The organism is Actinoplanes sp. NPDC004185, assembly GCF_053603475.1.
Genome location: NZ_JBSGFR010000023.1, coordinates 18098 through 36159, shown reverse-complemented (window position 1 = coordinate 36159; position 18062 = coordinate 18098). Strand labels below are relative to the sequence as shown.

Annotated in this window: 14 protein-coding genes; 2 read left to right on the top strand and 12 right to left on the bottom strand. The window is 72.0% G+C overall.

The genetic code is table 11. The features are described from left to right. Positions 1–28: 28 nt before the first annotated feature. The gene (pepN, locus tag ACWEOZ_RS23500; protein WP_451912826.1) at positions 29–2539 is read right to left on the bottom strand and encodes an aminopeptidase N; all 2511 of its coding nucleotides are present in this window, start codon (positions 2537–2539) and stop codon (positions 29–31) included. A 23-nt stretch (positions 2540–2562) separates the two neighbouring features. Between pepN and ACWEOZ_RS23495 the strand changes: the two genes are divergently transcribed. Next, positions 2563–3225, top strand: coding sequence for a type IV pilus modification PilV family protein (locus ACWEOZ_RS23495; RefSeq protein WP_451912825.1), 663 nt, complete (start codon positions 2563–2565; stop codon positions 3223–3225). Beyond that, positions 3222–4769: an RICIN domain-containing protein gene (locus ACWEOZ_RS23490; RefSeq protein ID WP_451912824.1), complete on the top strand. Its 1548-nt coding sequence runs from the start codon at positions 3222–3224 to the stop codon at positions 4767–4769. Before ACWEOZ_RS23495 ends, ACWEOZ_RS23490 begins: the two co-directional genes overlap by 4 nt. Here the strand turns inward: ACWEOZ_RS23490 and ACWEOZ_RS23485 are convergent. From ACWEOZ_RS23485 to ACWEOZ_RS23435, 11 genes are all read right to left on the bottom strand, one after another. Further along, entirely contained in the window at positions 4756–5211 is a 456-nt protein-coding gene (locus tag ACWEOZ_RS23485) for a GNAT family N-acetyltransferase (RefSeq protein ID WP_451912823.1), read from the bottom strand. The genes ACWEOZ_RS23490 and ACWEOZ_RS23485 overlap by 14 nt on opposite strands. Before the next feature lie 69 nt (positions 5212–5280). Next, positions 5281–6777, bottom strand: a complete 1497-nt coding sequence (obgE, locus tag ACWEOZ_RS23480; protein ID WP_451912822.1) for a GTPase ObgE — start codon at positions 6775–6777, stop codon at positions 5281–5283. A gap of 82 nt (positions 6778–6859) precedes the next feature. After that, positions 6860–7117, bottom strand: coding sequence for a 50S ribosomal protein L27 (gene rpmA / locus ACWEOZ_RS23475; protein WP_203770859.1), 258 nt, complete (start codon positions 7115–7117; stop codon positions 6860–6862). A gap of 8 nt (positions 7118–7125) precedes the next feature. Then, positions 7126–7440: a 50S ribosomal protein L21 gene (gene rplU / locus ACWEOZ_RS23470; RefSeq protein WP_203770857.1), complete on the bottom strand. Its 315-nt coding sequence runs from the start codon at positions 7438–7440 to the stop codon at positions 7126–7128. A gap of 178 nt (positions 7441–7618) precedes the next feature. Continuing rightward, the gene (locus tag ACWEOZ_RS23465; protein WP_451912821.1) at positions 7619–8152 is read right to left on the bottom strand and encodes a hypothetical protein; all 534 of its coding nucleotides are present in this window, start codon (positions 8150–8152) and stop codon (positions 7619–7621) included. 124 nt (positions 8153–8276) lie between these two features. Next, on the bottom strand, positions 8277–11429 hold the full coding sequence (locus ACWEOZ_RS23460; protein ID WP_451912820.1) for an Rne/Rng family ribonuclease: 3153 nt from the start codon (positions 11427–11429) through the stop codon (positions 8277–8279). Between the two features lie 131 nt (positions 11430–11560). Continuing rightward, positions 11561–12295, bottom strand: a complete 735-nt coding sequence (locus ACWEOZ_RS23455) for a TIGR03936 family radical SAM-associated protein (protein WP_451912909.1) — start codon at positions 12293–12295, stop codon at positions 11561–11563. A gap of 53 nt (positions 12296–12348) precedes the next feature. Continuing rightward, positions 12349–14301 (bottom strand): TIGR03960 family B12-binding radical SAM protein, encoded by a 1953-nt coding sequence (locus ACWEOZ_RS23450; protein ID WP_451912819.1) that lies wholly within the window; start codon positions 14299–14301, stop codon positions 12349–12351. Positions 14302–14321: 20 nt separating this feature from the next. Then, on the bottom strand, positions 14322–14666 hold the full coding sequence (locus tag ACWEOZ_RS23445) for an STAS domain-containing protein (protein WP_451912818.1): 345 nt from the start codon (positions 14664–14666) through the stop codon (positions 14322–14324). After that, positions 14663–17173, bottom strand: coding sequence for a SpoIIE family protein phosphatase (locus ACWEOZ_RS23440; RefSeq protein ID WP_451912817.1), 2511 nt, complete (start codon positions 17171–17173; stop codon positions 14663–14665). The genes ACWEOZ_RS23445 and ACWEOZ_RS23440 overlap by 4 nt, the downstream gene beginning before the upstream one ends. Positions 17174–17177: 4 nt before the next feature. After that, on the bottom strand, positions 17178–17981 hold the full coding sequence (locus ACWEOZ_RS23435; protein ID WP_451912816.1) for an alpha/beta fold hydrolase: 804 nt from the start codon (positions 17979–17981) through the stop codon (positions 17178–17180). Positions 17982–18062: the final 81 nt, after the last annotated feature.

Here is an 18062-nt window from a genome sequence, read left to right as displayed (position 1 = left end):
TCGAACGGGGGACAACGGGCGGAATCCGCTATCCCTGGGCAACCAGGGCACGCCGGACATCGTCGTCGCCGTCCGTGACGACCCGCCGCAGGATGGCCGAAAGATCCGGCGTCGCCAGCAGCTCCGCGGCCAGCTCCCGGGTCCGCGGGCTGACAGCCACCGACGGGTACGCCACGACGGCCACCCGTTCCCCGCTCATCCCGGTCCGCCGCCGCAGCATGCCCGGCATCTCGGCGAAGTAACGGGCCACATAGCCGGCCGTCAGGTCGAGCTGCTCCGGCTGCCAGAAACCGTGCGCGGTGGCCTCCAGGATCCGGTTCGAGGCCGACATGTCGTTGACGATCAGATCCCAGGCCCGGGCCTTGGCCTCGGCGTCCGGCAGGGCGGCCCGGCAACGCGCCGCCTGCTGCTCGCCGGTGGCGCTCCGATCCGCCGCCAGCGCCGCCTCGATCTCCTCCGGCCCGGCCTCCCCCAGCACGACCAGCCGGTACAGGATGAGCCAGCGCAGGTCGTCGTCAACGGTCACACCCTCCGGCACGCCCTCGCCGGCCAGCCAGCCGCGCAGCCGGGGCACGTCGGCACTCGCGCCGATCAGCCCGCGCACCGCGGCCAGCTGACGCGAGCTGCCCGGCTCGGCCACGGCCAGCAGCCGGTCGCCCGCCTGGGCCAGCATCTCCAGGGCGGCGGGCCGGGTCTCCGGGGTCGGATAGCGGTCCACCAGCGTGCGGGTCATCCGCAGCACGTCCTCGACCAGCGCCACCTCACGCTCGACCGGCAGGGCGGCCAGGACGAGCGTGACCAGCTCGGCGACCGGTCGCTCGCCGTCGACGACGGCGTCGAGCGTCGCTCCCCAGAGCAGTGCCCGGGCCAGCGAGTCGTCCAGCAGGGGCAGGATCAGCGGTACGGCGTCAGCCGACGCCTCGTCCAGCCGGATCTTGGCGTACCCGAGGTCGCCGTCGTTGACCAGCAGCAAATCCGCGACGGGTTCTCCGGTCAGCTCGGGCAGGGGGGTCCGGCCGCCGTCCACCGCCGGATCGAGGTCCACTTCCAGCAGCCGGCGCCGGACCACGGTGCCGCCCGGCCCACGGTCGTAGAGCCCGACGCCGATCCGGTGCGGCCGCAGGGTCGGATAGTCCTCCGGCGCGGTCTGCACGAGGGTGACGGCCGTGTAGTGGCCGCTCTCGTCCCGCTCGACCTCGGCGCGCAGCGTGTTGACCTGGGCGCGGCGCAACCAGACGTCGGCCCAGGCGGTCAGGTCCCGGCCGGAGGCCTTCGAGAGGGCGGCCAGCAGGTCGGCCAGGGTCGCGTTGCCGTACGCGTGCGCGGCGAAGTGCTCGTTGAGCCCGGCCAGGAACGCCTCGTCACCGACCCAGGCGACGAGCTGGCGCAGCACCGACGCGCCCTTGGCGTACGAGATGCCGTCGAAGTTGAGCAGGGCCAGCGCGGTGTCGGCGACGTCGCTGGGGGCCACCGGGTGGGTCGACGGGCGCTGGTCGGCGCGCATGCCCCAGGCCTTGCGCTGCATCGCGAACGTCGTCCAGGTGCCGGTGAACGCGGTCGCCTCGGCGGTGATCCGGGTGCCGAGGTACTCGGCGAACGACTCGTTCAGCCACAGGTCGTCCCACCAGGCCATGGTGACCAGGTCGCCGAACCACTGGTGGGCCATCTCGTGCGCGATGACCATGGCGCGGTTCTCCCGCTCGCTGTCGGTGACCGCCGACCGGTGGATGAACTCGTCGCGGAACACCACCAGCCCGGGGTTCTCCATCGCGCCGAAGTTGAACTCGGGGACGAAGGCCTGCTGGTAGTGGCCGAACGGGTAGCGCACCTCGAAGATCTGGTGATAGCGGTCCAGGCACTGCTTGGTGACGGTGAAGATCTCCGCGGCCTGCTCGTCGAGGTGCTCGGCGAGCGCCTGACGGCAGTAGAGGGCCAGCGGGATGCCGTCGTGGGAATCGGTACGGCAGTGGTACGGCCCGGCGATCAGCGACACGAAGTACGTCGACAGCGGCTTGGTGGCGGCGAAACGGAACCGCCCCCCGTCGGCGGCACCGGCCGGCTCCCCGTTCGCCGCGACGAGCCAGCCGTCGGGGGCGGTCACGGCCAGCGTGAAGGGCGCCTTGAGGTCGGGCTGGTCGAAGCACGGGAAGATCCGCCGGGCGCCGTCCAGGAACATGTGGGCGTACAGGTAGACGCGGCCGTCGGCGGGGTCGGTGAAGCGGTGCAGCCCCTCCCCCGTGTTCGAGTACGCCATCAGAGCCTCGACGACCAGCTCGTTCTCCCGGGCCAGGCCGGTCAGCGTGAGCCGCTCCTCGGCGAGCGCGGCCCGGTCCACCGGCGTGCCGTTGAGCGTGGCCGACACCAGCTCGGCCGGCTCCAGCTCGGCGAACGTCGTGGTGCCCGGCTCGGCGGTGAAACGCACCACCGTCCGGGACCGGAAGGTGTCACCCTCGGCGGTCAGGTCGAGATCGATGTCGTACCCGGTGACGGTGAGGGTGGCGGCCCGGGCGGTGGCCTCGGCGCGGGTCAGGCTCGGCATTCGCCCATCATGCCGGTCCGGTGATGACGACGCAGTTCTCCACCCGGCGGGGCGAGAAACTCGTCACTGCGGCTCAACCGGCGGCCCGGCGCGCCGACGGGAGAAACGTGCGAGAAACAGCTGGGCGGCCCGGTGCGGACGGGTTCACGATGGTGGAGGTCATCGTCGCCCTCGCGCTGATCAGCTTGATGATGGCCGCGCTGGGGACGTACTTCGTGTCGTCCATGCGTACGAGCCGCTATCAGGCCCAGGTCCAGACCGCGACGCGCCTCGCCCAGAGCGGGATGGAGCAGGCTCGCGGTTTCGGCGGCCCGGCTCTGCTGGTGGGCCGCAAGCAGTGCGGCACCTGCGTGAACGTCAGCGGTTTCGACACGCTGGGCTATCTGAGCAGCACCACCCGCTGGGATGCCAAGGTCGCCGGGGTCGACCCGACCGTCCCGCTGCCCGACGTGGCCGAGTCCTTCACCATCGGCACCGTCGTCTACTACCGGTACTGGTTCGTGGGCCGGTGCTGGCAGGCCCTGGCCGGCGGGGTGTGCGGCACGTCCGCCACGCTGCCCGTGGCCATGGTCCGGCTGGTCGTCGGGGTGGCCTGGTTCGGCCCCGAGTGCCGCTACACGGTCTGCATCCGGGCGTCGTCGTCGCTGTTCAGCGCGAACGCCGCCGACCCGGTGTTCGCCCAGTGAGCCCGCGCCGGTGGCGCGCCGACGACCGCGGCTCGCTGCCCATCGCCGTGCTGCTCATCATCATCGGGATGGGCCTCAGCGGCCTGCTCGCCGCCACCGTCAACGCCCAGATCAAGAGCACCCGGTCGACCGTGCACAGCTCGGAGGCGATCGACGCGGCGCAGAGCGGCCTCGACGTGGCGCTGGGCCACATCCGGCTGGCCACCGCGGCCGACGGCACCGGCGACTTCCGCAAGTTGCCGTGCGGGCCGTTCACCGGCGCCGTGAACAGCGGGACGGACCAGACCTACAGCGTGACGATCGCCTACCTGACCACCGAACCGCCCGCCGGCAACGTCGCCTGGGCGCAGGCCAACAAGCTGGCCTGCGCCGGCACCTACCTGGCCGCGGGCTCGCCGATCTACGTCCAGCTGTCGTCGGTCGGCAAGGCCCTGAACACCGGCTCACCGCGAACGGTCACGGCCACCTACACCCTGCACAGCAAGACGCGGGAGAACGTCGCCGGCGGGCTGATCCACCTGTACGGCCCGCACAACCCCGATCTGTGCTTCGCGGCGCCCGGCCCCAAGCCGCTCGCCGGTGACCCGGTCACCATGCAGCTCTGCGACAACAGCGCCGACGCCCAGCGGTTCGCGTACGAGTCGGGCCTGAACCTGGTGCTGGTGTCCTCGCGCACCGACGGCTCCAAGGGCATGTGTCTCGACGCCGCCCCGACCGACCGCCAGCAGGTCCTGTTCCAGCCGTGCGCGGCGACGCCGGTCCCGCGTCAGCAGTGGAGCCTCAACGACCGGGCGAACTTCGAGGGCACCACCAACGGCGTGGACCTCAACGGCCAGTGCTTCCACCTGGCCTCCCCCGGCGCCGTGGGCAGCACGATCGAGCTGCACGCCGAGGCCGCCGATCCGGCCGGCACCTCGCAGTACAACCGGGCCTGCTACAGCGACTACACCGACAGCCGCAGCTTCGCCCCGGACGCCGCCGTCGGCACCGGGCGGGCCGGGCCGGGCACCGAGCAGCTGGTCAACTTCCAGCAGTTCGGCCGCTGCCTGGACGTCTCCGGCGACAACGTGAACGCCGGTTTCCTGGTCATCTGGCCGTGCAAGCAGAAGCCCAGCGGCGCGATCCAGTGGAACCAGGTGTGGCACCTGCCGGCCGTGCCCGCCGGCGCCACGAGCGCCACCGGCCGGATCTGGCTGCACAACGACAAGGACAACCGCGACTACTGCCTGACCAGCCCGGGCTCGACCGGCGCCGGGAAATACGTGACGGTCCAGCTCTGCCCGGCCACCATCGGCCCGGCGATGACCTGGACCCGGTACGCGGCCACCGGCGTGTTCGCCACGGCGTACCGGATCGAGTCCACCTATCTGGCGCCGAGCGGGCAGACGTGGTGTCTCACCGGCACCGGGAGCACCGACTACTGGCAGGGCCACGGCGACATCAGCAAGGCCGTGATGGCCACCTGCGACGGCTCGACGCTGCAGAAGTGGAACGCCAGCCCCACGGTGCTGCAGGCGGCGCTGCGCGACATCACCGAGAAGTGACCGCCGCCAACGACTTCTCGAAACACACGCTGAACGGGTTGCCGACGTACTCGCCGAAGACCGGGATCGGCATGTAACCCGCCGAGCGGTACAGGCTGATCGCCGCCGGCAGGTAGGTGCCGGTCTCCAGGCGCAGCACCGGCCGGCCGTCGGCCAGCGCCTCCTCCTCCAGCGCCACGATGAGCTGGCGGGCGATGCCCCGGCCGCGGAACGCCGGTCGCACGTACATCCGCTTGAGCTCGGCCACGCCGGGCTCCAGCGGCTGCCACGCCCCGCACGCCACCGCGCGTCCGTGCAGCACGACGACCAGGTACGACGCGTCGTCGTGCGGCATGTAGACCACGCCGTCGACGCCGCCGTCGGCCTCGCTCAGCTCCTTCTGCTGGGCGATCACCAGGGCGGCCAGTTCGGCGTCGGACGAGGCACGCGATTCGATCAGCACGCTGGACACCTTAGAACGGGTCCGTTTCCGCCGGGTTGCGGGGATCTGGCCGGGACCCGGCGGAAAGACCTACTCGTCGTCGAACTCGTCGTCCTCGACCAGCACCGGCTTCGAGGCCATCGAGACCGTCGACACGGTGCCGTCCTCGGACATGTGCAGCAGCTCGTCGTCGCCGCGGACCCGGCGGGCCCGGCGGGCCGCCAGCCGGGCGGCCGCGCTGGCCCGGGTGTTGGTCTCCTCGAGCCGGATGTCGGTGCCGCGCGGGCCGGAGATGTACTCGCCCGTGTTCGGCTGCCAGTCGAACTCGCGGTCGCCGATCCGGACCGGATCCCCGGCCTTGGCGCCCTGCTTGGCCAGCGCCGCCTCGACGCCGAGACGGTCGAGCCGGTCACCGAGGTAGCCGATCGCCTCGTCGTTCTCGAAGTTGGTCTGCCGGACCCAGCGCTCGACCTGGGAACCGCGGACGACGTAGACGCCGTCGCTGTCGACCTCGATGGTGAAGCCCTTCTCGTCGACCGCGCGGGGCCGGACCACGGCCCGGGTCGCCTCAGGAGCCGGCTTGGCCAGCCGGTGCGCCGCGACGGTCTCGGCGAGAGCGAAGATCAGCTCCTTGAGGCCCTCGCGGGTCACCGCGCTGACCTCGAAGACCGGCATGCCGCGGGCCTCGAGCTCGGGGCGCACCATCTCGGCCAGATCGCGGCCGTCCGGGATGTCGATCTTGTTGAGCACGACCAGCCGCGGCCGCTCCTCCAGCCCCCCGTACGCCGCCAGCTCCGCCTCGATCGCGTCCAGGTCGGCCAGCGGGTCCCGCTCGATCTCGGGCGCGGCGGCGTCGAGCACGTGCACCAGCACCGAGGTGCGCTCGATGTGCCGCAGGAACTCCAGGCCCAGCCCCTTGCCGGTGGCGGCGCCCGGGATCAGGCCCGGGACGTCGGCGACGGTGAAGGTCTGATCGCCGGCCTGCACGACACCGAGGTTGGGCACCAGCGTGGTGAACGGGTAGTCGGCGATCTTGGGCTTGGCCGCGGACATCACCGAGATCAGCGACGACTTGCCGGCCGACGGGAAGCCGACCAGGCCGACGTCGGCGACGCTCTTGAGCTCCAGCACGACGTCGAGCTGGTCACCGGGCTCGCCCAGCTCGGCGAAGCCGGGGACCTTGCGGCGCGCGTTGGCCAGCGAGGCGTTGCCCCGGCCGCCGCGACCGCCGCGGGCCACCTCGAAGGTCGTGCCCTCGCCGACCATGTCGGCGATGACCTCACCGTCGAGGGTCTGCACGACCGTGCCGTCGGGCACCTGCAGGACCAGGTCCCGGCCCTTGGCGCCGTCGCGGTTGGCCCCCATGCCGCCGGTGCCGCTGGGCGCCTTGACGTGCGGGTGGAAGTGGAAGTCCAGCAGGGTGTGCTGCTGCGGGTCGACGACGAGCGTGATGCCCCCGCCGTGCCCGCCGTCGCCACCGTCGGGACCCCCGAGCGGCTTGAACTTCTCTCTGCGGACGGAGACACAGCCGTGCCCGCCGTCACCTGCCTGCAGGTGCAGCACAACCCGGTCGACGAACGTAGCCACTGTGTTCTCCTACCTCAAACCAGAAAAAGCAAACAGCGGGCCACGGACCCCGTGAGGTCCGCGGCCCGCTGTGACGTGATGCTTACTCAGCCACCGGCACGATGCTGATGGTCTTGCGACCCCGCGTGTGACCGAAGAGCACGTTGCCCTTGGCCAGCGCGAACAGCGTGTCGTCGCCACCGCGGCCGACGAGCTCTCCCGGGTGGAACTTCGTGCCCCGCTGGCGGATGATGATCTCGCCGGCGTTGACCAGCTGGCCGCCGAACCGCTTGACGCCCAGCCGCTGGGCGGCGGAGTCGCGGCCGTTGCGGGAGCTGGACGCACCCTTTTTGTGAGCCATGGCTGCCCCTACTTCCCGCTCTTGATGCCGGTCACCTTGACGCGGGTCAGCGGCTGACGGTGCCCCTGGCGCTTGTGGTAACCGGTCTTGTTCTTGAACTTGTGGATCCGGATCTTCGGACCCTTGGTGTGCTCGGCGATCTCGCCGGACACCGTCACGCTGGCAAGCTTGGCCGCATCGGTCACCAGGTTGTCACCGTCGACGAGGAGCACCGCGGCGAGGGTCAGGGCGTCGCCGGGCACACCCGCGAGCTTCTCGACCTCGATCACGTCGCCCTCGGCAACCTTGTACTGCTTGCCGCCGGTCTTGACGATCGCGTACATCGACGCGGACTCCCTGAGACTTACGCAGCGAAAAAGCTGCTGGCGGATGAAACTGGATCCGGCATGCGCCCGGGCTTCCCGAGGGGGATGGGCCAGGGCGCGCACGGAACAGGCGCACGAAAATGCGCCGTCAGAAAGACTACTTCATCGAACGCCCCGGACCCAAACCGGGGACCGCTCAGCTCGAACCGCAGGCCTTGTCGAGGGTCTCCTGCAGCTTCGTGAGCTGGGCGGCGTCGATCTTCGTGACGTCACCCTTGAGCGCCGTGACCTGCTTGCCCATGTCCGCCAGGGCCGCCTTGAGAGCCGGCTCCGAGGCCAGCTTCGACATGTCCGTCAGCGCGTACGAGTAGTTCTCGACGTCCCGGGTGGTCTTGGCCTTGGCCTTGGCCACCTGGTCGGCGTCCTGCGCCGACTGGGCGTCGATGAGCAGCTTCAGGTCCAGCGCGAAGTTCTTGGCGGCGTCGCCGCCGGTCTTGGCAGCCTGCTGGCAGATCGCCGAGCTGTTGCCCGACAGCGCCGCGTCACCGGACTGCGGCGAGGCGGTGGCGGTGGCTGAGCCGGTGGCGCCGCCGCTGGCTGCCGGCGAGGCAGCCCCCGAGGTGGCCGGCGTGGGCGCGGCCGTGGAAGCGGCCGGGTCGTCGGCCGAGCAACCGGCGCCGAGCAGAAGAAAAGCGCCGCTCACAGCGGTCGCGCACAGCAGGCGTCGCATCGGGGATCGGTACTCCTCGCAGGTGGGGCTTGGGGGGATCACGAGGGTAACCGAGATAGATCAATGTGGCTGCGCCGGGCGGCCCGGCGGGGAGATCCCCACCGAGGCCGCCCGGCCACCACGCTTACGGGCGGGTCCGCCGCCGGGTGCCGCCGCGCCGCGAACGACGCCGGCCGCCCGCTCCCGCGCCCACGGGCTCGTCGTCGTCGCCGTCCTCTTCCTCGTCCTCCGCCGCGTCCGGGTCGTCCGAGCCGGTCAGCTGGAGCGGCTCGGCCGGCTGGGCCGCGCCGTTGCTGCCGGTGTCGTACCGGGAGAGGTCGTAACCACTGATGTCGTAGTCGTCGTCGGAGGCCGTGGTGGGCGCCGGCGCGGTGGGCGCCACGATCCCGGAGCCCGCCGCGGGGGCAACGGTGGCCTGGCCGGCCGGCAGACCCGCCGTCTCGGCCGCCGGGTCCTCGATCGTCCGGTCCTCGACGCTCGGGGCCGGATCGGCCGCCACCGGCTCTGCCTTGGCCTCGACCGCGGCCGTCTCCGGCGTGACCTGCTCGGTCTCGGCCGGGGCCGGCTCGTTGCCGCCGCCCCGCCGGCGCCGCGACTTGGTGCTCGGCTGCTGCGCCGGCGCCTCGGTGCGGGCCGCCGCGGCGACCGCCTTGACCTGGGTCGCCGCGCCCGGGACGCGCTTCTCCGGCACCGGCTCGGTGTGGATGATCAGGCCCCGGCCCTTGCAGTGGTCGCAGGTCTCGGTGAACGCCTCGAGCAGGCCCGCACCGATCCGCTTGCGGGTCATCTGCACCAGGCCCAGCGAGGTGATCTCGGTGACCTGGTGCTTGGTCCGGTCCCGGCCCAGGCACTCGGTCAGCCGGCGCAGCACCAGCTCGCGGTTGCTCTCCAGCACCATGTCGATGAAGTCGATCACCACGATGCCGCCGATGTCCCGCAGCCGCAGCTGACGCACGATCTCCTCGGCCGCCTCGAGGTTGTTACGGGTGACCGTCTCCTCGAGGTTGCCGCCGGCACCGGTGTACTTACCGGTGTTGACGTCGACCACCGTCATCGCCTCGGTGCGGTCGATGACCAGGTGGCCGCCCGAGGGCAGGAAGACCTTGCGGTCCAGGCCCTTGAGGATCTGCTCGTCGATGCGCTTGTCGGCGAAGATGTCGGCGGTGCCGGTGTAGCGGTGCAGCCGGTCCAGCAGCTCCGGGGAGACCGACTCGAGGTAGCTCTCCACCTCGCCGTACGCCTGCTCGCCCTGGATGACCACCTCGCGGAAGTCCTCGTTGAACAGGTCCCGGACCACCCGGATGACCAGATCGGGCTCCTCGGAGAGCGCCGCCGGCGCGTGCCCCTCGGCCGCCTTGGCCTGGATGTCGTCCCACTGCGCCTGCAACCGCTTGACGTCGCGGGCCAGCTCATCCTCGCTGGCGCCCTCGGCGGCGGTGCGCACGATGACCCCGGCGCCGTCCGGCACCAGCTTCTTCAGCACGTCGCGCAGGCGCTTGCGCTCGTTGTCGGGCAGCTTGCGGCTGATCCCGGAGGCGTTGCCGTTCGGCACGTAGACCAGGTGCCGGCCGGAGAGGGCGATGTGGCTGCTCAGCCGGGCGCCCTTGTGCCCGATCGGGTCCTTGGTGACCTGGACCAGCACCGAGTCACCGGAGCGCAGCGCCTGCTCGATCGAGCGGGCCCGGCCCTCCAGCCCGGTGGCGTCCCAGTTGACCTCACCGGCGTAGAGCACGGCGTTGCGGCCGCGGCCGACGTCGACGAACGCCGCCTCCATGCTCGGCAGCACGTTCTGCACCTTGCCGAGGTAGACGTTGCCGACCATGGTCCCGGACGTGGTGCGCGAGACGTAGTGCTCCACGAGCACGCCGTCCTCGAGCACCGCGATCTGGGTCCGGTCGGGCTTCTGCCGCACGACCATGACCCGGTCGACCGCCTCGCGGCGGGCCAGGAACTCGGACTCGCTCAGGATCGGCGGCCGGGTGCGGCGCTGCTCACGACCGTCGCGGCGGCGCTGCCGCTTGGCCTCCAGCCGGGTCGAGCCGGACACGCCCTGCACCTCGTCCGAGGTGCGGCGCGGCTCGCGCACCCGGACGACGGTGTGCACGCCGTCCTCGATGCCGCCGGTCTCGCCGTCCCCGGCACCCTTGCGACGCCGGCGGCGCCGGCGGCGGGTGACCCCGTCACCGTCCTCGGCGTCCTCCTCGTCCTCGGCCTCGGCCTCGGCGTCCGCAGAACCCTCCGCGCCGCCCTCGGCCTCGGCGTCGATGTCGTCACCCTCGTCGGACGGGCCCTTGCCCCGGCCGCGGCCACGACGGCCCCGGCGACGGCGGCGACGGCTGTTGCCGTCCTCGTCGAGCTCGTCGTCGGCGCCGTCCTCGATGTCGTCGGCGGTCTCGTCGATCTCTTCCAGCACGGGCTGCTCGACGACGTCGGCGACCTCGACCGGCTCCTCGGCGGCCGCACCGCGGCGGCGACGGCCGCGGGTGGCCCGGCGCGGCGCCTCGACCGGCTCCGGCTCGGTGACCTCGGCGGCGATCGGCTCGTCGGCCTCGGTCTCGTCGGTGATCGGCTCGTCGTCGATCGGCTCGTGGGCCGGCGCGACGACGGGCGCCGCGGCGGCACCACGCCGGGTGCGCCGGGTCGGCGCCGGCTCGGTCTCGGGCTCCGGCGGCATGAACAGCACGGCCGGCGGCAGGGCGGCCTTACGGCTCCGGCTGCGGGGCGCGGGCGCCTCCTCCACCAGGTCGTCGTCGAGCGGCAGCACACCGATCACCGGCGCGGCCGGCTCCACCACGGGCTCCACGGCCGGCGGTGCGACGGGGGCGGCCTCGGCGACCGGCTCCTCCTCCGCGGCGGGCTCCACCACGGGCTCGACCGGCTCGACCGGCGCGGCGGCGGGCACGGCCTTCTTGCGGCGGCTGCGCACGGCCTTCACCGGCGCGACCGGCTCAGCGTCACTGAGCAGGCTCTCGGCCACCGCGGCGGGATCGGCGGCTATCGGCTCAGCCGCGGGAGCGGCAGCAGGCGCTGCCGCCTTACGACGCCGGCGGGCTGGAGCCGCGGGGGCCTGCTCCACCGCCGCGTCGACCGCACCGGCGGCCTCGTCGGCGGCACCCGGCTCGGCGCCGGGCGCGTCCGCAGCCGGCGCGGCCGCGGGTGTCGCCTTCCGCCTCGGGGCACGCGTACGGCGCGCGGGAGTGGTGCTCTCGGCGGCATCGACGGGAGGAGTTGTGGCTCCGTCCCGTTCACCGCCCTCGTTGCGCTCGTTATCGAGCATGGGGCGCTCTCCAGTTCTGGCGGCCCCGGGCGCGGGTGAGCGCTGCCACGCAGGGTCGCCGCAAGTTTTTCGGCCCCGACCAGGTCGGACGGGCTGCCGAAGTCTGCCAACGTGGACGCCGACCGAATCGGTCAGAGCCCTCCGATGGTGGCGCCCTCGCGATCCGCTTCCAACGGATCGACGATCTCCCCCTGCGGCGTGAGAGTGCCCTGCGCCAGCCGGGTAACCCGTGCGGGCACCGGCGGCTCCAGGCCAGCCACCACACGCAGGCCGGAAAGGACGTCATCGGGTCGAACGGCCGGAGTGACCTGCCGCACGACAAGGTCGATTATCGCACACGGTGCGACCGCTGCCCCGGAAGGTGCACCAGACAGCTTGGTCACAGCGAAGAAGGTCACTGCGGACCGGGCGTCGAACGACCGCCGGCCCTGCTTGGTCATGCGCTCGACCAGCACTTCTTCGGCCGCCAGGAACGCCGCGACGGCGTCGGCGGCGACCTGCGGCTCGACCCCGGGCAGCTCCAGCAGCCAGCGCGAGGCGTTGATCTGGTCGGCCAGGCTGCCCTCCCGGGCCACCACGGCGTCGAGGATGTCCAGCCCGGGCGAGAGCGCGGCGTCCAGCGCGGCGCGCAGCTCGGCCGGGTCGACCTCGGCCTGCAGACCGATCTCCAGATACTCCGCCTCGCTGCCCACGCCGGTGGGTGCCGCGCTCGCGTACGAGATCTTGGGGTGCGGGGTGAAGCCTTGGGAGTAGGCGATCGGGACGGCGGCCCGGCGCAGCGCGCGCTCGAAGGCCCGGGCGAAGTCCCGGTGCGAGGTGAAGCGCAGCGGTCCGCGCTTGGCGTACCGAAGGCGGATCCGCTGCACGACCGGGGCCTGGCCGCCCACCGGCTGGTTCTTGGCGATGGTATTTCTCCTGGTCAGTGCGTATGCGCGGGCGAGCGCAGCCCGTTCGTCGGGGTCAGCGGGAGCAGCTTCTTGCCGGTCGGGCCGATCTGGATCTCGGTGTCCATCGACGGGCAGACCCCGCAGTCGAAGCACGGCGTCCAGCGGCAGTCGTCCTGCTCGAACTCGGTCTTGGAGTCCTGCCAGTCCTGCCAGAGCCAGTCCTTGTCCAGGCCGGAGTCCAGGTGGTCCCAGGGCAGCACCTCGAGCTGCTCGCGCTCGCGGGTGGTGAACCAGTCCAGGTCCACACCGAAGGCCGGCAGCGTCTCCGCGGCCGCCTCGACCCAGCGGGAGTACGAGAAGTGCTCGCTCCAGCCGTCGAAACGCTGGCCTTTGTCCCAGGCTCGCCGGATCACCGCACCGACCCGGCGGTCGCCGCGCGAGAGCAGTCCCTCGATCAGCGACGGCTCGCCGTCGTGGTAGCGGTAGCCGATGGCCCGGCCCAGCGACCGGTCACTGTTGATCTCCTGCTTGAGCATCCGCAGCCGGTTGTCGATGACCTCGGGGCGCTCCATGGCGGCCCACTGGAACGGGGTGTGCGGCTTGGGCACGAACGCGCCGATCGAGACCGTGCACTTGATGTCCTTGGTGCCGGTCGCGATCCGGCCGGCCCGGATCACCTCGTGCGCCATCCGGCCGATCTGCAGCACGTCGTCGTCGGTCTCGGTGGGCAGGCCGCACATGAAGTAGAGCTTCACGCTGCGCCAGCCGTTGGAGTACGCCGTGACGACCGTACGGATCAGGTCCTCCTCGGTCACCATCTTGTTGATGACCTTGCGGATGCGCTCCGAGCCGCCCTCGGGGGCGAAGGTGAGCCCGGTGCGCCGCCCGTTGCGGGACAGCTCCTGGGCCAGGTCGATGTTGAAGGCGTCCACCCGGGTCGAGGGCAGCGACAGCGACACGTTGGTGTCGGCGTACTGCTCGGCCAGGCCGGAGCACATGTCGCCGATCTCGGAGTGGTCCGCGCTGCTCAGCGACAGCAGGCCGACCTCGGAGAAGCCGGAGAACTCCAGGCCCTCCTTGACCATCTGGCCGACCGTGGTGATCGAGCGCTCGCGCACCGGGCGGGTGATCATGCCGGCCTGGCAGAACCGGCAGCCCCGGGTGCAACCCCGGAAGATCTCCACCGCGTACCGCTCGTGCACGGTCTCGGCCAGCGGGACCAGCGGCTTCTTCGGGTACGGCCAGGCGTCGAGGTCCATGGTCGTGCGCTTGTGCACCCGGAACGGCACGTCCGGGCGGTTCGGCACGACCCGCTGGATCCGGCCGTCCGGCAGGTAGTCGACGTCGTAGAAGCGCGGGACGTAGATGCTCTCGGTGCGGGCCAGGCGCAGCAGCAGCTCGTCGCGGCCGCCGGGGCACCCCTCGGCCTTCCACTCCCGGATGATGCCGGTGATCTCGAGGACCGCCTCCTCGCCGTCACCGAGCACGGCGGCGTCGATGAAGTCGGCGATCGGCTCCGGGTTGAAGCTGGCGTGGCCGCCGGCGAGCACGATGGGGTGGTCGACCGTGCGGTCCTTGCTCTCCAGCGGGATGCCCGCCAGGTCGAGGGCCGAGAGCATGTTGGTGTAGCCGAGCTCGGTGGCGAACGAGAGGCCGAGCACGTCGAAGGCGTGCACCGGGCGGTGGGCGTCGACCGTGAACTGCGGGACGCCGGCCTCCTTCATCAGCGCCTCGAGGTCGGGCCAGACCGCGTACGTGCGCTCGGCCAGCACGTCGGGCTGCTCGTTGAGCACCTCGTAGAGGATCTGCACGCCCTGGTTGGGCAGGCCCACCTCGTAGGCGTCGGGATACATCAGCGCCCACCGGACCGTGGTGGCGTCCCAGTCCTTGACGACGGCGCCGAGCTCGCCGCCCACGTACTGGATCGGCTTGCTGACCCGGGGCAGCAGCTGCTCCAGCTGCGGGAAGACGGAACTTACGCTCATGGGGCACCAGGGTACGCGGCTCAACCCCCCAATTCGTCCGCGGCCCGGTCCAGATCGGTGGCCAGGAGATCATCCCGGAACGCGCACAGCTGCAGAGTCATCCGCGCCGCGCCGGTCGCGCCGACCACGAGCCGGATCGGGGTGCCCTGCAGGTCGAGGTCGCCGACGAGCGCGTCGAGCAGCCGCACACCGGCGCTGTCCAGGAACGACACGGCCGTGAGGTCGATCACCACGGCCCCGGCCCGGCCGGTCCGGCGGACGATCTCACGGCCGATCTCCGGGGCGTTGGCCAGATCGATCTCGCCCGCGAGCCGGACCAGATCGGTCTGACCCAGTTTGGCGAAAGTCACCCACTGCTCGGTCATCGTCGCGCCTCCCGGCGGATCCGCCGCATGGTCACCGTGGTCCCGCCGGCGTGGTCGAACGCGACCTCGTCGATGACCTGGCGGATGAGCTGCAGGCCGCGGCCCCGCGCGCCACCCGGCTCGGGCTCGGCCCACACGCCCCGGTCGGTGATCCGGACGTCGACCGTGTCCGGCGACACCGTGGCGACGACCTCCACCAGGCCCAGCGGGTTGTCCCGGTAGCCGTGCTCTATGGCGTTCGCCACCGCCTCCGAGCAGGCCAGCAGCACGGCCTGGGTGCTCTCGTCGTCGACGGCGTGCGCGACCAGCCAGCCGCGCAGGTCCTTGCGCAGCAGGGCGATCTGCACCGGGTCGGCGCCGATCGTGCGTTCCAGCCGCTGCTCGGTGCCCAGCGCCAGGCACAGCAGGCAGACGTCGTCGGCGTGCTCCTGACCGACGAGCATGTCGGCGATGGACGCGGTCAGCCCGGGCAGCGGGGAGTCCCGCTTGCCGGCGTACGTGCGGGCCAGCAGCTCGAAGCCGGCGTCGATGCGACGGGTACGGCGCTCGATGAGCCCGTCGGTGTAGAGCAGCAGCCGGCTGCCCGACGCCAGCTGCGTCCGGTGCTCGATCCGGGCCTGGCGGGCGGCGCGCGAGCCCAGCGCCCCGGAACGGGCGTCGAGCAGGTAGCGCGGTGGCTCGCCGGGCTCGGTGAGCAGCGGCGGCAGGTGGCCGGCGCAGGCGTAGACCATCTCGTTGGACGACAGGTCGACCTCGGCGTACGCGACCGTGGCCATCCGGGCCGACTCGACCCGTTCGACGAACTGGTCCAGGCGTTCCAGCAGCCGGGCCGGGCCCGCCTCGGCCGAGGCCAGCGCGCGGATGGCGCTGCGCAGCTGGCCCATGGTGGTGGCCGCGTCGATGCCGCGACCGACCACGTCGCCGACGACCACGGCCAGCTTGTCCGGCGTGATCAGGAAGGCGTCGAACCAGTCACCGCCGACCTCGAGGTCGTGCGCGGCCGCCTGGTAATGCGTCTCGACCGCGAACCGGGGGTCCGAGGGCAGGTCGCCGGCGAGCAGGCTGCGCTGCAGGGTCCGGGCGATGGCCCGTTCCTGCTCGTAGAGGCGGGCGTTCTCCAGGGCCAGCCCGGCCCGGTCGGCCAGGTCCCGCAGGAAGACCGCCTCGGCCGCGGCCGTGCGCCGCTCCGGGGCCATCCGCAGAGCGAGTGTGCCGAGCACCCGGCCGTTGGCCGCCAGCGGCAGCACCGCGCACTCGGTGTCGAACTCCTGGTCGTCGCTGAACTGCGCCTCGCCGTCGAGCAGCACCTGGGCGACCCGCTCGGCCAGCCGCTGCGGGTCGGGCGCGGGCCCACCGGCCTCGGCGACCAGGCCGGCCGGGCCGACCTGGAGCCGCACGGCCGCCCACTCGGCGATCTCGGGAACCGTGCGTTCGACCAGCATGCGGGCCCGCGGCAGGAGCCGCGACTCCACCTCGAGCGCCCGGGTCGTCGCGGCCAGGAAGACCGCCAGCGCTTCACGCCGGCGGGCGTCATCGTAGAGCCGGGCCCGGTCCAGGGCCTGACCGGCCTGGTGGCCGAGCAGCCGGACCACCCGCAGCTCGCTGTCGGTGAGCTCGCGCGGCTCGCCGAAGTCGAACCCGAGCACGCCGAGCACCTCGACGGCGGCGGGGTCGCCGGCGGGCGCCGCGGTCAGCGGCAGCAGCACCACCATGGCCCGTCCGGTGCGGCGCATGGAGGCGGCGAGCTCCGGGAAGTGCTCCTGCGCCTCGTCGAGCGAGCCGACCACGTGCAGGTCGCCGCGCCGGGCCACCTCGGCGATCACCCGCGACGACCCGCGGGGGATGTCGTCGCCGGTCAGGGCGGCCGACTCGGTGCCGGCCACCGCCGTGAGCCGGTCGCGGTCCGGGTCGGCCAGCCAGACGGTCGCCGAAGCGGCACCGAAGGCGGGCCCGGGCGCACGGACGACGGCGTCGGCCACCTCCGCCGCGGTCGGCGCGGCGGCCAGATCGGCCACTATCTGCTGCAGCGCGCGGACGCGCCGCTCGGAGGCCTCGGCCGCCCGCCGGGCGGCCAGCAGCTCCTTCTCGTAGCCGCGGCGCTCGCTGGCGTTGAAGATCGTGGTACGGATGACCCGCGGCATCCCGTTGGGGTCCCGGCCGAGGCTGGAGTTGACCAGGATCGGCAGCCGCTCCCCGTCGGCCCGCATCAGGTCGAAGGCCACCTCGTGGACGTCGTTCTGCATGCTCAGCAGGGGCGCGTAGTGCGTCTCGTGATAGATCTTGTCGCCCGCGCTGAGCAGATCCCGGAACCGCCGCTGCCCGATCAGCTCGCCGCGGGCGTAACCGGTCCAGGCCAGGAACGTCTCGTTGACCTTGACGATCGTGCCGTCGGGCAGTGTCGTCAGGTAGCCGCAGGGGGCGTGCTCGTACAGGTCCCCGGGATCCTCTTCCCAGGGGATCCGTAGGTCCTGCGTCACGTCGGGCCCACCGCCGCCGTTCTCCGTCATCGCTCTACAGAAAGGTCCGGATCGCGGCGATGGTCTCGGCGGGAGCGCTGAGGTTCGGGCAGTGCCCGGTCGCGTTCATGGCCACCAGTGTGCTCCCGGGGATGTTGCTGTGCACGTAATCGCCGACCACGGCCGGCGCGATGACATCGTCGGCGCACTGCAGGATCAGCGTGGGGATCCGGACCTGGCCCAGATCCTTGCGGTTGTCGGACATGAACGTCACGTGCGCGAACTTGCGGGCGATCTCCGGGTCGGTGGCACAGAAGCTGTTGGTCAGCTCCTGGCTCAGGTCGGGCCGGTCGGGATTGCCCATGATCACCGGGGCCATGGCGCTCGACCAGCCCAGATAGTTGCTGTCGAGCGACTCCAGCATCGCCTCGATGTCGCTGTGGTCGAAACCGCCCTGGTAGTCGCCGTCGTTGATGTAGCGCGGGGACGGGCCGATCAGGATCAGCTTGGCGAAGCGGCCGGGCTCACGGTTGGCGGCGAGGACGCCCATCATCGCGCTGACCGAGTGGCCGACGAAGATGACGTCCCGCAGGTCCAGCTCGTGGATGATCTCGAGGATGTCCTGGGCATAGCCGTCCAGGTCGGCGTACCGCTGGTCGTCGTACGCGCTCAGGTCGGACCGGCCGGCCCCGACGTGATCGAAGAGCACCACCCGGTGGGTGTCCAGGAACGCGGGTGCGACGGAACGCCACATGTTCTGGTCGCAGCCGTACCCGTGCGCGAACATCATCGGCTGGGCGTGGGCCCGGCCGGTCATGGTCACGGCGTTCCGCTCGGTCGCCTTCCTTGCACTCACCACCGGGTCACCATACGACTCCGCACCGTCCGGCACATCGCCCCGGGTGTCCGTTCTCGCGTTTGGTCCGCAGCGCCGGCGGGC

What these genes read in the sequence shown, in the direction of transcription:
- pepN (WP_451912826.1), bottom strand. Translation starts at nt 2,539, where the DNA reads ATGCCGAGCCTGACCCGCGCCGAGGCCACCGCCCGGGCCGCCACCCTC.
- ACWEOZ_RS23495 (WP_451912825.1), top strand. Translation starts at nt 2,563, where the DNA reads ATGACGACGCAGTTCTCCACCCGGCGGGGCGAGAAACTCGTCACTGCG.
- rpmA (WP_203770859.1), bottom strand. Translation starts at nt 7,117, where the DNA reads ATGGCTCACAAAAAGGGTGCGTCCAGCTCCCGCAACGGCCGCGACTCC.
- rplU (WP_203770857.1), bottom strand. Translation starts at nt 7,440, where the DNA reads ATGTACGCGATCGTCAAGACCGGCGGCAAGCAGTACAAGGTTGCCGAG.
- ACWEOZ_RS23465 (WP_451912821.1), bottom strand. Translation starts at nt 8,152, where the DNA reads ATGCGACGCCTGCTGTGCGCGACCGCTGTGAGCGGCGCTTTTCTTCTG.
- ACWEOZ_RS23460 (WP_451912820.1), bottom strand. Translation starts at nt 11,429, where the DNA reads ATGCTCGATAACGAGCGCAACGAGGGCGGTGAACGGGACGGAGCCACA.
- ACWEOZ_RS23450 (WP_451912819.1), bottom strand. Translation starts at nt 14,301, where the DNA reads ATGAGCGTAAGTTCCGTCTTCCCGCAGCTGGAGCAGCTGCTGCCCCGG.
- ACWEOZ_RS23445 (WP_451912818.1), bottom strand. Translation starts at nt 14,666, where the DNA reads ATGACCGAGCAGTGGGTGACTTTCGCCAAACTGGGTCAGACCGATCTG.
- ACWEOZ_RS23440 (WP_451912817.1), bottom strand. Translation starts at nt 17,173, where the DNA reads ATGACGGAGAACGGCGGCGGTGGGCCCGACGTGACGCAGGACCTACGG.